General features: G+C 39.2%; 12 protein-coding genes. 4 read left to right on the top strand and 8 right to left on the bottom strand.

The genetic code is table 11. The features are described 5' to 3' along the window. The first annotated feature begins 268 nt into the window (after positions 1–268). The gene (locus tag VB264_RS24385) at positions 269–1,165 is read left to right on the top strand and encodes a class I SAM-dependent methyltransferase (RefSeq protein WP_323253936.1); all 897 of its coding nucleotides are present in this window, start codon (positions 269–271) and stop codon (positions 1,163–1,165) included. Between the two features lie 216 nt (positions 1,166–1,381). Here VB264_RS24385 and VB264_RS24380 read toward each other — a convergent pair whose 3' ends face one another. From VB264_RS24380 to VB264_RS24350, 7 genes are all read right to left on the bottom strand, one after another. Further along, on the bottom strand, positions 1,382–4,459 hold the full coding sequence (locus VB264_RS24380; RefSeq protein WP_323253934.1) for an efflux RND transporter permease subunit: 3,078 nt from the start codon (positions 4,457–4,459) through the stop codon (positions 1,382–1,384). 12 nt (positions 4,460–4,471) lie between these two features. Further along, positions 4,472–5,566 carry an efflux RND transporter periplasmic adaptor subunit gene (locus tag VB264_RS24375; RefSeq protein ID WP_323253932.1) on the bottom strand — a complete coding sequence of 365 codons (1,095 nt, stop codon included), beginning with the start codon at positions 5,564–5,566 and terminating at the stop codon, positions 4,472–4,474. 36 nt (positions 5,567–5,602) lie between these two features. Continuing rightward, entirely contained in the window at positions 5,603–6,856 is a 1,254-nt protein-coding gene (locus tag VB264_RS24370) for a TolC family protein (protein WP_323253930.1), read from the bottom strand. Between the two features lie 166 nt (positions 6,857–7,022). Continuing rightward, on the bottom strand, positions 7,023–7,394 hold the full coding sequence (locus tag VB264_RS24365) for a hypothetical protein (protein ID WP_323253929.1): 372 nt from the start codon (positions 7,392–7,394) through the stop codon (positions 7,023–7,025). Positions 7,395–7,553: 159 nt separating this feature from the next. Beyond that, complete coding sequence (gene infC, locus VB264_RS24360; RefSeq protein ID WP_323253927.1) at positions 7,554–8,114, bottom strand: translation initiation factor IF-3; 561 nt, start codon at positions 8,112–8,114, stop codon at positions 7,554–7,556. Positions 8,115–8,292: 178 nt separating this feature from the next. Further along, positions 8,293–10,239, bottom strand: coding sequence for a threonine--tRNA ligase (thrS, locus tag VB264_RS24355; protein WP_323253925.1), 1,947 nt, complete (start codon positions 10,237–10,239; stop codon positions 8,293–8,295). 168 nt (positions 10,240–10,407) lie between these two features. Then, positions 10,408–11,580: a tetratricopeptide repeat protein gene (locus tag VB264_RS24350; RefSeq protein ID WP_323253923.1), complete on the bottom strand. Its 1,173-nt coding sequence runs from the start codon at positions 11,578–11,580 to the stop codon at positions 10,408–10,410. Between the two features lie 175 nt (positions 11,581–11,755). Between VB264_RS24350 and rpmI the strand changes: the two genes are divergently transcribed. Together rpmI and rplT are read left to right on the top strand one after the other, a co-directional pair. Beyond that, positions 11,756–11,950 (top strand): 50S ribosomal protein L35, encoded by a 195-nt coding sequence (gene rpmI / locus VB264_RS24345; protein WP_323253921.1) that lies wholly within the window; start codon positions 11,756–11,758, stop codon positions 11,948–11,950. Between the two features lie 119 nt (positions 11,951–12,069). Next, a complete protein-coding gene (rplT, locus tag VB264_RS24340) occupies positions 12,070–12,414 on the top strand; it encodes a 50S ribosomal protein L20 (protein ID WP_184136617.1) in 345 nt (114 codons plus the stop codon). A gap of 159 nt (positions 12,415–12,573) precedes the next feature. Here rplT and VB264_RS24335 read toward each other — a convergent pair whose 3' ends face one another. Continuing rightward, on the bottom strand, positions 12,574–13,002 hold the full coding sequence (locus tag VB264_RS24335; RefSeq protein WP_323253918.1) for a nuclease A inhibitor family protein: 429 nt from the start codon (positions 13,000–13,002) through the stop codon (positions 12,574–12,576). A gap of 109 nt (positions 13,003–13,111) precedes the next feature. Here VB264_RS24335 and VB264_RS24330 point away from each other — a divergent pair, with 109 nt between their 5' ends. Continuing rightward, positions 13,112–13,636 (top strand): DUF937 domain-containing protein, encoded by a 525-nt coding sequence (locus VB264_RS24330; RefSeq protein ID WP_323253916.1) that lies wholly within the window; start codon positions 13,112–13,114, stop codon positions 13,634–13,636. The last annotated feature ends 212 nt before the right edge of the window (positions 13,637–13,848 follow it).

Raw genomic sequence — 13,848 nt, 5'->3', positions numbered from 1 at the left:
TTATCTCAGACAAAATGTCAATGATTCTATTAAGTACGCCCAAATAATATTTGGTCAAAATTTCAAAGAACTATGTTCCAATATTAGAACTTAACAGCCCTGCTTCAGAGAGGGGAGCTTTAAGCACTAAGGTCTGCTCCCCTTCTCTGAAGGAGAAGGGGCTGGGGGATGAGGTTTTACAAAATAATATCTAGCGACATTCTTATTTGGGATACCGCTTTTTTTGTTGATGACAAAATCAATATAGATTCCATAGACAGCACAATTTATGCAACAAGAGATTATTAAACTTGAAACACCCCAAAACTGGAAAGAATATCAACTGATTGATTCTGGTGGTTTCGAGAAATTAGAGAAATTTGGGAAGTATATCCTGCGCCGACCAGAGCCACAAGCCGCTTGGGATAAGTCTATGCCTGATTCAGAATGGGAGAGGAGCGCCCACGCTACTTTTAAAAAAGATAAAGGTTCGCAGGAAAAAGGAGAGTGGATTGTAAAAAAAGGCGTGGAAGAACGTTGGTTTATGCCTTATAAAACCAATGCCTTGGATTTGAGTTTTAAATTAGCCCTTTCGTCTTTCAAACACGTCGGGATTTTTCCAGAACAAGCCTCCAATTGGGAATTTATCGTTGATAAAGTAAAAAAACTTCCTGTCAAGACTCCTAAAGTCCTTAACCTATTTGCTTATACTGGTGGGGCATCAATTGCTGCCAAGCAGGCTGGTGCGGATATTACCCATGTTGATTCTATCAAGCAAGTAATTTCATGGTCGAGAGAGAACATGGAAGCGAGCAATCTTGAAAATATTCGTTGGGTAGTAGAAGACGCTTTGAAGTTTGTAAAACGCGAAGCGAAACGTGGCAACGTTTACCAAGGCATAATACTAGACCCCCCAGCGTATGGCCGTGGCCCCGATGGTGAAAAATGGATTTTGGAAGAGCAAATAAATGAATTACTCAAAACGGTAGCACAAATCTTGGACAAAGAAAATTATTTCTTAATCTTGAATATGTACTCAATGGGTTTCTCTTCGTTAATCGTTGAAAATTTAGTAAAATGTTCATTCAGCCAAACGCAAAATCATGAGTTCGGAGAGCTTTATTTACTAGATGACTTCAAAAAGAAACTACCTCTTGGAGTATTTTACAGATTTGCGAGTGTTTAGTGGGCCAACACTTCAATAGCTTTTAAGAAAACTAAAAAAAGCACAAAATAGTACACTTTTTTCATGGGTATGTATAAATTATTAGTGGTTAATTGTTTGGTACAAAAGTAGTTACATTATTATCGTTTTTCAAAATTTAATTTACAGAAAACACAATAATTTATGAAAAAATAATTTTGTACAAACAACTAACCACCAATGATTATGCAAGCCCTGTTATTTATTACGATATACTCTTTCGTAAAACAGTGGGAAAATGAATAATGTCAGTACTGTTGCACCTACTAGCCCACCAATTACGACAATTGCCAATGGTTTTTGTGATTCCGAACCAATGCCTGACGAAACCGCCGCTGGCAACATCCCGAAAATACCCATCAAGGCGGTCATCATTACGGGACGCACCCGCGACTGAACTCCCTGTAAAATAGACTCATGCAAGGATAGCTTTCGATGCAGGTTATCTTTGAATACCTCAATCATAATTACCCCATTCTGAATACAAATCCCGAACAAGGCAATAAAACCAATACCTGCCGAAATACTAAAGTTCGTTCCCGTAATCAGCAATGCCAACGACCCCCCAATAATGGCAAAAGGCACATTGGTAAATACCAAACCTGCATCTTTCAAACTTCCGAACATCAGGTAAAGGATAAAGAAAATAGCAAGCATCGAAATAGGTACTACCTGCGCCAAACGTTTAGACGCTCTTTGTTGGTTTTCAAAATCACCCTTCCATTTCATCTCATAACCCTTCGGTAAGGCATGAATCACTTTGTTTACCTCTGTTTGTGCTTCTGCAATGGTACTACCCATGTCACGACCACGTACCGAGAATTTCACGGCGATAAAACGCTTGGTGTCTTCTCTGAAAATCAAACTTGGGCCTGTCAAGGTACGAATCACAGCAATTTCCTTAATCGGAATCTTTGTGCCGTTCATCGTCGGAACCATCAAATCTCCAATTTCGGCTTCCGACTTACGGTATTCTGATTGGAAACGGATACGAATATCAAACTTACGTTCGCCTTCAAACAACTGACTAGCCGTTTGCCCACCAATCGCCATTGACACTACAGCCTCAGCATCTGCTGCCTGTACGCCGTATAAGTCCATTTTTTGCTGGTCAAGCTCAATGCGTAACTCTGGCTGTCCTAAGTTTTTGATGATACCCAAATCTTCAATACCTTTAATCTTCTTCAATACATCATTTACTTTCTCCGCTTGTTTCTCCAGAAACTCAAAGTCTTGTCCGTAAATTTTAACTGCAATAGAACCTTTCACCCCCGATACAGCCTCCTCAACGTTATCCATAATCGGTTGCGAGAAACCAAGACTTACCCCTTGGAATACATCCAGTTTCTTTTGCATTTGCTCAATCAACTGTGCCTTCGTCAGATGGCTCTTCCATTCTTTTTGCGGATAGATATCAACGTGAAATTCTACGTTATAAAAACCCGTAGGGTCAGTACCATCGTTCGGTCGCCCAGCTTGTGACATTACCTGACGCACCTCTGGAAAACCTTCAAATACCTTTCGCATATCATTAGCATACCGCACCGACTCGTTCAGACTAATACTCCGTGGCATCGTCGCCCTTACATAAATAGAACCTTCGTTGAGTTGCGGAAGGAATTCCGTACCATGTATCGTCAATGTCCATAACCCAACAATTGTAATAATAGCAGTAGTGATAAACGTACCTCTTTTGTGCGAGAAGCAATAATTGAACAACATCATCGAATATTTCAAGACGCCATCTACAAAGAAATTTGATTTTTCCTTGACGTTCTTATTCATCAAAATACTCACCATCACTGGCACTAATGTCAGCGTAAATATCAATGCTCCTAACAAGGCCGCACCTAGCGTCCAAGCCAGAGGTGTAAACATTTTACCTTCTACTTTTTGGAAAGCGAAAATCGGTAAAAGAGCCACCAAAATGATTACTTTAGACGTAAAGATGGCTTTCCCCATCGTAGTACCTGTACGTTTTATCAAAGAAAGCTTGGCTAACTTATTAAAACGTTCCATGCCCACTTCGTGTGCTTTGTGGGAAAGGACCACAATTAACCCTTCTACGACGACCACCGTTCCATCAATGATAATCCCGAAATCCACTGCCCCTAATGATAGCAAGTTTACCGACATACCCATCAACTTCAAACAGGTAAAAGCGAAAAGCAACGCCAGTGGAATAATCATCGCCACAATCAAAGACGCACGCCAGTCGGCTAAGAATATCAATACCATCAAGGTAACCAATACAATACCTTCTAATAAGTTATGCGAAACCGTTTCGATACAAAAATCCAACAACGTTTGGCGATTATAAAACGCCTTGATATTAACATCAACAGGAAGAATTTTGGTATTCAATTCTTCTACTTTTTCGTTCAAACTCTTGATTACAGCCGAAGGGTCTTCGCCTTTACGCATCACCACGATACCCTCAACGGCATCGTTGTTGTTGCCTCTGCCTACTTGTCCAAGTTTCGGTAAAGCCGATTCGCTGACGGTAGCCACTGTTTTTACATACACGGGAACGCCGTCGATGTTTTCAACCAAGATATTTTCAATGTCTGAGATATTGGCTAACAAACCTATCCCACGCACTACATAAGCCTGATTGTTTTTCGTGATTACATCACCCCCAACGTTGATATTACTTTTTTGTACCGCTTGAAATACATCCAATGGTGTGATATTATACGCCTGTAAAAGGTTTGGGTTTACACTGATTTCATACGTTTTTACCTCACCACCAAAGCTCACAATATCCGCCACACCTGGCACAGACCTTAAATTTCTATCAACTACCCAATCTTGAATTTCCTTTAATTTTCTGGCACTCAACGACTTTGAATCAAGCGTGTACCTGAAAATCTCACCCGTTGGGCCATACGGTGGTTGAATTTCTGGTTCAACGTCATCGGGCAAACTTAGTCCCTGCAAGGCATTGTTGATTTGAATACGGGCAAAATTGTTATCTACACCATCATCAAACATCACCACAACCACTGATAAACCAAAGAGGGTAGTTGACCTTACTGTGGTTTTTTTCTGTACCCCATTCATCGAAATCTCAAGCGGGGCAGTCACAAACTTTTCTATTTCTTCCGCACTTCGTCCAGGCCATTGCGTAATAATCGTTACTTGCGTATTGGTAACATCGGGAAAGGCATCAATTGGTGTATTCATAAAACTAAAAATACCCCCAACCACAATGACAGCCGTGAAAAAAAACACGGCAAATTTGAATTTAAGCGATAAAGCCAATAATGTTTTCATGGTATCGTATCCTTAGTTATTTAAGGCGTTATAGATCATTAATTGATTTTTTATAATTACTCTTTCTCCTTCTTTCAATCCGTTGAATACAAAAGTCTTGTTGCCTAATACTTTGGCTACTTGTACCCTACGCGCTTCTACCTCTTTTGAGTTTTTATAAACAATTACAAAATTTCTGTCTTTGTCAAAAATGATTGACTCAGACGGAATCGATACTATTTTCTGATTATCGGCATAACTAATGGTTACTTTCGCAAACATTTCTGGCTTCAACAATTTTTGTGGGTTCGCCAGATTGATGCGTACTTGCATCGTCCTAGTTTGTGGGTCTAGTACGTTATTGATTTTATCTACTTTTCCTTCAAATACTCTGTCAGGATACGCTACCAGTCTGATTAACGCCTTGTATCCATCCTTGATTTTCGCAATGTCCGACTCATACACGTTGGCAATTACCTGTACTGTCGAAAGGTCGGCTACTGAAAAGAACGGGCCGATGTCGCCTTCGCGATACGCCATTTTTTCAGAAATGTTTCTGTTTACATCCACGATATAACCATCAATAGGCGCTTTTACGGTATAGAACGAGTTCTTTACACCATAAATACCCGAAATCTCGTTGGCTCTTCTTAGTGTTCCTTCGGCTTTCAACAAATCATTTTGAGCAATGATGATGTCTTTTTCCGAAGCCAATCCCGACTTATACAAGTCTTGTTGCACCTGTAGGTTCTTTTGTGCCGTCAAGAAATCTGATTTTGCCCCAACAATCTGGTTTTCCACATCGGCTACTTCCGAACTATGGATAATCGCCATTGTTTGCCCTTTCTTCACGTAGTCGCCGAGGGTCACGGATATTTTTTCGATGACGCCATCTACCAAAGGCGATACCTTTACTTGTTTTTCTTCAAAGGGCGCTAGTTTACCCGTCAATTGTAATTCACTTGATATATTTTCAAGCACAGCAGGAGCCAAGACTAATTCCTTACGAACTTTGTCTGATAGCTCAAATTCCTCAGAGCTTTCCTTGTTTGCTTCTTCTTTCTTTGATTGGCAAGCCATGCACGTGGCAACTATCATTAAGCCTGCAATAATGTTATTAGTTTTCATTTTCTTCTTGAATTTTTTAGCAAAAAATAGTGGTTTTTAAAGTACTTTTTTCCCGACAACAAAATTGAGTTCTTCTACCGAACGCATCCTATCGCTTTTTAAAGAGTTAAGTTCAACAACTGAATTTTTGTAAGATTCTACAAAATCCACAAATTCAATCAACGAAATATTCCTTTTCTGATAGCTCGCTACTACTCCCTCAATCAGCGTATCGAAACTTGTAATAAACTTGCTGTCGATACTTTGTTCTAAACGGTTGTTCTCTTGCACTTTCAAATACGCACGTAGCACATCGTTTTGCAGGCTAGTTTGTCCTTGTTCAAAAGTCTTTCTAGCCGCCTCTATTCTTGACTCCGAACTTTTGATGTTCCCTTGGTTTTTATTAAACACGGGTAAATCTATCTGTAAAGTCAGGGCGTGATAATTTGGAATATAGCTACCGTTGCGGTCATAAGAATACCCAAGTCTAAGGTCGGGCGTAGCCAAGGCCTTTTGTAAAAGCAGGTTTTCTTTTTCGTATCTCATCGAAGCGTCCTGCATTTTTAAATCATATCGATTCTCAAAAGCCGTGGCTGTCAATTGGTCTAGCTTTAAATTATTGATACCTAAGCTATCAAGCGTTTTCTCGTTGATGACGGGTGCTATAAAGGCGGCATCACGGGTATTGAGCAACGTTCTTAAGATAGCCTGTTTCTCAATAAGTTGCTGACGCAACTCATTTTGCTCTTTTTTCAGGGTCAATAAAAATGCCTTTAGCCTGATTACCTCCTTTAGGGGAATATTACCTTTGGCATATTGTTCGTCGTAAGCACCTACTAATTTCTGGAAGGTCAACATCTCTTCGTCATACATCGCAACAGACTTTGCGATAAAGAAGATGTCATAAAAATTTGTACGGAGGTCAACGGCCAACGTCCTGAGCAAATCGTAATAATTGTATTCGCTTGCTTCGGCATTAATTTTTGCCAACTCAATTTGTTTATTTCGTTTGCCAGCTAGTAAAAACAGTTGTTGAATCTGGAAAGCCCTTTGTCCTTGGCTTCCTAGCGGAACAGGCACTTTGGTTTGTTGATTATATAATTGTTGTTCTCCCGAAAAGGTTGGGTTGTCCCATAGTTTGGCTTGAATAATTTGAGCTTTAGAGGCCTCAATATTAAACTTTTGGGCTAACAGCAGGGCGTTGTTTTTGAGAAAAATGGCTTCTGCATCTGTTAGGGTGAGTCTTAAAGAATCCTGTGAAAAGGAGTTATAGTACACCAAACACAGCAGGAATAAGCATAAACGTTTCATTTTATTGAAGTTTATTATGAGAATTAAATAATTAAGCAATATGATGTTGAACAAGAAATATGAACATTTCTTGACACAAAGGTATCAATATCAACATTTTATAGAAGCGTTTTGTTTGCTCTTTATATGCTGATTGTTGAACTTTATACAGAAGTAATGAGATAAATCACAGACGGAGTGCCCTGATTTTTAGGTAAATTTTCTGGAGGTAACTAAATGTTATTTTACTGGTGTAGACATAGCTTATACTGCTATGGTTAATATAAACGTGGTGGTCATCTTTGCTAGTTCTAGGAAACCACAATACATAATAGTCGTCATCTTCCGAATCATCTGATTCTTCAGAGTTAAAATGACTGGCCGCTACAAAATCATCAACGGCATCTGGCGAATCTGAATGTGTACTTCTAGTAGGGATTTTGAATTTGGTGACTTTTGAATTGTCAATTTGTTTGTACCCCTCAGCACACAAAATTCCCTTTATTCCTAGAGTTAGGAAAATAAAGGGAATTAGATATTTAATTAATCTGAGTTTCACAAGATGTAAGCAATGCTACAATTAAGTAGAGCAAATAAGAGACCAAAGTTGAATTACAGCATTAAAATGTGTAATTTTTTGCTAATGAAGCTATTTATTGACCATAAAAACTATCAATCACTAAATCGCCATTCACTAAATCACTCAATTGCTTCAATATTATTTTTTCTTTTCTTTCGGAGAAAACATAATAGACATTCTTTTTCCTTCCAAACGTGGTAGTTCGTCCGCTTTTCCTACTTCTTCCAAACCTTTTGCAAAGTTTAGTAACAAGATTTCGCCTCTTTCTTTAAACACAATAGAACGACCCACAAAGTGTACATAAGCTTTCACTTTTGCACCTTCTTTCAAGAAATTGATAGCGTGTTTCAATTTAAAAGCAAAATCGTGGTCATCAGTGTTAGGTGAGAAACGAATCTCTTTTAATACTGTTTTGGCAGCGTTTGCTTTAATTTCTTTTTGTTTTTTCTTTTGTTCGTACTTGAACTTAGCGTAATCAGTAACACGACAAACTGGAGGATCGGCTTTCGGTGAGATTTCTACCAAATCAAGCCCTTGTTGAACAGCAATTGCCAAGGCAAGTTTGATGTCCATAATGCCTTGCTCAACGTTTTCACCAACTAAACGTACATTTTGTACTCCTTTGATGAGACCGTTTATTCTATAAGGCTCTTCTTCTCTACGATTATTTCTAAAATTGTTATTCGGGCGTAACGCCATATTATCTAAATGATTTGTTTTAAAATGATTACAAAAGCAGGTTTGAGAACTCAAAATTTGACTGCCAATGCTAATTTAACGGAAAATTCGCATAAAAGGTTACAAATTAACACTTTAATTACGAATCTTCCGAAAGCTAATTCAAAAAATAAAAAAATGCAAGTTTAATTTTTAGTTATTATTCTTTAAATCTTACAACATTTTTATTTATTTCTGTCTGCATTATGCTAATAAACTGGTCGATTGGCATCATTCCCAAATCGCCTTCGCCTTTTTTGCGGACTGAAACCATCCCTTGTTCGGATTCTTTTTCACCCACAATCAGCATGAATGGTAGTTTGTTTACTTCTGCATCACGAATTTTACGACCAATTTTTTCGTCTCTGTGGTCGATGTATCCACGCAAGTCACTTTCCTGTAAACGCAAGAAAATCTCGTTGGCATAATCCTCGTATTTCTCTGAAATCGGCAATACCGCCAATTGTTCTGGCGACAACCAAAGTGGGAAATTACCAGCGGTGTTTTCAATCAAGATAGCCACAAAACGCTCTAACGACCCAAATGGTGCACGGTGAATCATCACTGGGCGGTGTTTTTGGTTGTCTGAACCTGTGTATTCTAATTCAAAACGCTGTGGCAATTGATAATCCACCTGAATAGTTCCTAACTGCCATTTACGTCCCAAGGCATCTCTCACCATGAAATCTAGCTTAGGGCCATAAAATGCCGCTTCGCCTAGTTCTACTACGGTTGGTAAACCTTTGGCTGCCGCCGACTTGATGATGGCTGCTTCTGCTTTATCCCAATCTTCGTCTTTACCGATGTATTTTTCTTTATTCTCAGGGTCACGCAAGGAGATTTGAGCAGAGTAATTATCAAAACCTAAAGCCTTGAAAACATACAATACCAAATCAATTACTTTCATAAATTCGTCCTCCACTTGGTCGGGGCGACAGAAAATATGGGCATCATCCTGCGTAAAGCCACGTACACGAGTCAAGCCGTGCAATTCACCCGACTGCTCGTAGCGATATACCGTTCCGAATTCTGCCAAACGCAAAGGCAAGTCTCTGTAACTACGAGGCTTAGTCTTATAAATTTCGCAGTGGTGCGGACAGTTCATTGGCTTCAAGAAAAACTCTTCACCTTCATCGGGTGTACGAATAGGTTGGAACGAATCCGCACCATATTTCGCATAATGTCCCGAAGTAATGTATAATTCTTTAGATGCAATGTGTGGGGTAATCACAGGAGAATATCCCGCACGCACCTGTGCTCTACGCAAGAAATTTTCAAGGCGTTCACGCAACATGGTGCCTTTTGGCAACCACAAAGGTAAGCCCATGCCTACTTTCTCAGAGAAAGCAAACAATTCTAATTCTTTTCCTAGTTTACGGTGGTCACGGCGTTTGGCTTCCTCCAACAAAGTGAGGTATTCGTCTAACTCCTTTTGTTTCGGGAAAGTAACAGCATAAACCCTCGTCATTTGCTTGCGTGAAGTATCTCCACGCCAATAAGCCCCTGCCACAGACATCAACTTTACCGCTTTGATAAAACCAGTGTTGGGTATATGTGGCCCACGGCACAAATCTGTAAAGTTTCCTTGCTGATAGAACGTAATAGAACCGTCTTCTAAACCTTCTAATAGTTCAAGTTTATATTCGTCGCCTTTTTCAGTAAAATATTCGATAGCATCGGCTTTCGAAACCTCCGAACGTTGATATTGGTTTTTCTGGCGAGCCAGTTCCAACATTTTCTCCTCAATCTTCTTAAACTCGTCTGCGCTAAGGGTTTTCTCACCCATGTCGATATCGTAATAAAAGCCCGTTTCGATGGCTGGTCCGATACCAAATTTTGTTCCAGGGTGCAATGCCTCGATTGCCTCCGCTAACAAGTGGGCTGAAGAGTGCCAGAAAGTAGCTTTACCGTCGGTATCATTCCATGTTAGCAACTGGAAGTCGCAGTCATCATTGATTGGCAGAGAAGCATCTACTACTTTCCCATTTACTTTAGCCGCTAATACATTTCTGGCTAGGCCTTCTGAAATGCTGAGGGCAATGTCCATCCCAGTTGTTCCCTGAGCATACTCTCTGACATTACCGTCGGGTAATTTAATTTTAATCATGAGGATTTTGTTTGTTTTGAGCCTTGTTTTGGAAGAAAATGTTCTACAAATAACATTTCTTATCAAAACGGAATCTCAAAAAGCTTGTTTTGTTTGTGTTGAGTAATATTTTATAAAATATTGGGGCAAAAGTATCTGTTTTTATTCAAAATACAAGGTAATGGTTGCTTAGTTATTCAGAATTCCCTTCGGTTTCAAAGGGCGAATACTAGTAGTATCCACTTTTCTAGCAGGAGCTTCAAAGTTTTGATACGACGCAGTATCGAATTTCGCATCTACACCCGATGAATAAGCCCCATATTTTTGTTTGTGTTGAGTACGATATACGCCATTCAACGCCCTGTAATCCTGACTATTAGCCGCCAATAGTTCGCTATAATAGGTTTCTGCCAATTCAAAGTTGCCCGTATATTCCAAACACTGTGCCACAAAGAATTTGGCTTCTGGATATTGAGGATTGTGCCTAAAGGTGCGTTCAAAAAAAGGCAGAGCCAAGCGATACGCCCGCGACTTGAAATAAATCAGTCCCGTGTTGAAACTGGCTTCTACCAACGAACTATCCAACTGGATGGCCCTATTAAAACACAAAATAGCGCTATCTAGTTTCCATGATTTTTGGTAGGTATTGCCTTTTTGTAGATACAGATTGCCGTTTTTAGGGTGAAAACTCAGTCCCTTGTTGGCATATAACAAGGCTATATCATACTCGCGGAGGTTGGTATGAATCTGGGCGAGCTTTAAATAAACAGGCAAAAAGCTAGGCTTTAGGCTCAACGTTTGCTGATAATAGCCCAAGGCTGTGGCAGTATCCGCCATTTTGGCCGATATTTCGCCTTGTACAAAATAAGTCTCCCCGTTGTTGGGCGAAATTTGAAGTGCCTTTCTCAAATACGCCTTGGCTTTGTCATACATACTAAGTTGCTGATACAAATCCCCCAAGAGGGTGTACAGCTCTGGCGACTCGGCATTGAGCACTTCCGCCTTTGAGGCCGCCTCAAGGGCTAGTTTGGGTTGGTTTGAAGCCCGCAATATCAGGGCCTTCGCTTGAAAATAAGTACCTACGTTGGGTTTGATACTGATAGCCGTATTGACGTCCTCGAGGGCCTCCGTTATTTTCTCGTTTTCTAAATATAATAACGAACGTTTGTAATAGTTTTCTGAACTATTGGGCGATGCATCAATGGCATCCGTCAAAAAAGCGATGGCTGCGTCTCTGCGTGCCTTTTCTGTTACCTCTGGCACCGCAGGAATATTGATTCCTTTTTTAGATTCAGAAATACAGGCACTTACCAAACACACTATTAATAGAAGATAGAGAGATATGTTCCGATTTTTTTTCATTACTCAAAATTACAAACTTAGGGGCTGAAATGATACCTTGAAATCAAAAATCTTTCAAATAAAATAGGGAGACAAGGCATTTTATTTGAATTTGACGTATTGTCTATCATATTTTTTCGTATCTTTGCAACCTATTTTACAAAATTTATATTTTTCATTTAAAACGTTTAATAAAATGCCAAAAATTAAAACCAAATCTGGAGCGAAAAAACGCTTTAAGGTTACAGGATCAGGCAAAATCAAGCGTAAGCACGCTTTCCATAGCCACATTCTTACAAAAAAATCTACTAAACGTAAGCGTAACTTAGTTCACGATACTTTAGTAAGTTCAGCTGATATGGACAGAGTAACGTTGATGTTAGTAATGTAATACTCGTTTCTTTAGGATTATCCATTGAAACACATTAAAATTTAGTTATTGTTCAACCAGAAAATTGGCTCAATAAGTGTTAATCATTAACCGCCATTTTTCAAAAAACAACCAAGATTATGCCACGTAGCGTCAATCACGTAGCGTCGAGAGCAAGACGTAAAAAGGTGCTCAAATTAGCTAAAGGTTTTTACGGAAGAGGTAAAAACGTTTGGACGGTAGCGAAGAACAAAATTGAAAAAGGTCTTCAATATGCTTACCGTGACCGTAAGGTTAAGAAAAGAGATTTCCGTGCTTTATGGATTCAGCGTATCAATGCTGCTGCACGTCAAGAAGGTTTATCTTACTCAGCTTTGATGGGTAAATTAAACAAACAAGGTATCGAGTTAAACAGAAAAGTATTAGCTGACTTAGCAATGAACCACCCAGAGGCGTTCAAAGCGGTAGTAGCGAAAGTAAAATAGAAAGATTAGAGCGATTCACTGAATCGCTCTTTTTTTTATGCCTATAAGCAAAATTAATTTTGCTCGCTATAAGCCGTAGGCAATAGGCAAATATTTATTTTTTCATAAAAAAAGCTTATTGCTTAAAGCCTAGTGCCTACAGCAGGTAAAATCCATTCGCTAAGTTTCTATAATAATCGTCTTTACGCCTGCCCATTTATTTTCTTCATAAATTCCGAATAAATATACGCCAATTTCTACTTCGCCTACTTTTAATACCTGTATGTCTTTTAGGTGTTCGGTCAGTAGGGTTTGTAGTTTTATGGCATCGTCCACATATTTTTTTTCTTCTTCACCAAACCAGTCTTCCACTTTAGTCAATGGCGCAAAGAAATCTTCAACCGTTATGCTGTCGATAGATTTATCGGGTTCAATACCATTAAATAGCTTAAAGTCTTGGATACCAATACTTTCGGACGTAGTATATTCCATTTCGAAATACTCAACGGCTTCGTCCGACTCACTTGGGTATCGTAAATCATCAATTAAAGGCAGTATTTGTTCTTTCAGCGTATTCACCGTGTTATTATCTGAGGTTGTTTCAAGCATCGCTTTGTTTCTTTTAGTATTTAGAAATCTTCTATAATAATGGTTGAAATTAGAAAAATCTGTCTATAATTGCACTCAAAATTTTTAAAACTGATAAAAACAATTCCCTATGTTAGAACAATTGATGGGTCTTATCAAAGATCATTCTCAGGAAGCTATCGTTAAAAATCCTGCTATACCTAACGAAAAAAACCAAGATGCCATGCAAACCATCATGACCGCCGTGACGAGTGGCTTGAAAAGCCAAGCCCTAAGTGGGCAAGGAGGCATGGGTGCGTTAACTAGCCTATTGGGTGGACAAACTGGCTTGAATGCAGGGAGCTTGATGGCTAACCCTATCGTGGCAAATATTGCGCAGCAAGCCATTGGTAGCTTGATGCAAAAATTTGGCTTAGACAAAACTGCGGCTGCGGGCATTGTTTCGCAAGTTTTACCACAGGTAATGAACAGCCTAATTACTAAGACAAACGACCCTAACGATACTTCGTTTAACATGAGTGATATCACAGGTGCTTTGGCCGACGGGAATGTGGATATGAACGATGTAAAGAATATTGCTGGCAAATTCATGAGTGATAGTGGCGGAGCAGGTAATGGTATTGGTGGAATGCTTGGTGGGCTTTTTGGAAAGTAGGGTTCTATTCTTCCTATTAGCTGGTGATTTTATGTTTTTATTGATTACCTACAAGTATGTAAATAGTTGATAGTAAATCTCTTATACCTATCCCTAGCGAGGGACTTAAGTCCTACTGATTACCCACATCTTTTAAAAAGTTGAAATAGAAATGTTATTATTGATCAAATTAGCTTAAATGCACATAAATAGTCTTTAAAACCAAGCGTTGA

It is taken from the genome of Arcicella aquatica (assembly GCF_034928825.1).
In the GTDB taxonomy this organism is placed as follows: Bacteria; Bacteroidota; Bacteroidia; order Cytophagales; family Spirosomataceae; genus Arcicella; species Arcicella aquatica.
This window is presented reverse-complemented; position numbering and strand designations above follow the sequence as displayed.

Excerpts from the sequence above, each read along its gene's own strand:
- VB264_RS24385 (WP_323253936.1), top strand. The coding sequence starts at position 269 with ATGCAACAAGAGATTATTAAACTTGAAACACCCCAAAACTGGAAAGAA.
- VB264_RS24380 (WP_323253934.1), bottom strand. The coding sequence starts at position 4,459 with ATGAAAACATTATTGGCTTTATCGCTTAAATTCAAATTTGCCGTGTTT.
- VB264_RS24375 (WP_323253932.1), bottom strand. The coding sequence starts at position 5,566 with ATGAAAACTAATAACATTATTGCAGGCTTAATGATAGTTGCCACGTGC.
- VB264_RS24370 (WP_323253930.1), bottom strand. The coding sequence starts at position 6,856 with ATGAAACGTTTATGCTTATTCCTGCTGTGTTTGGTGTACTATAACTCC.
- infC (WP_323253927.1), bottom strand. The coding sequence starts at position 8,114 with ATGGCGTTACGCCCGAATAACAATTTTAGAAATAATCGTAGAGAAGAA.
- thrS (WP_323253925.1), bottom strand. The coding sequence starts at position 10,239 with ATGATTAAAATTAAATTACCCGACGGTAATGTCAGAGAGTATGCTCAG.
- VB264_RS24350 (WP_323253923.1), bottom strand. The coding sequence starts at position 11,580 with ATGAAAAAAAATCGGAACATATCTCTCTATCTTCTATTAATAGTGTGT.
- rpmI (WP_323253921.1), top strand. The coding sequence starts at position 11,756 with ATGCCAAAAATTAAAACCAAATCTGGAGCGAAAAAACGCTTTAAGGTT.
- rplT (WP_184136617.1), top strand. The coding sequence starts at position 12,070 with ATGCCACGTAGCGTCAATCACGTAGCGTCGAGAGCAAGACGTAAAAAG.
- VB264_RS24335 (WP_323253918.1), bottom strand. The coding sequence starts at position 13,002 with ATGCTTGAAACAACCTCAGATAATAACACGGTGAATACGCTGAAAGAA.
- VB264_RS24330 (WP_323253916.1), top strand. The coding sequence starts at position 13,112 with ATGTTAGAACAATTGATGGGTCTTATCAAAGATCATTCTCAGGAAGCT.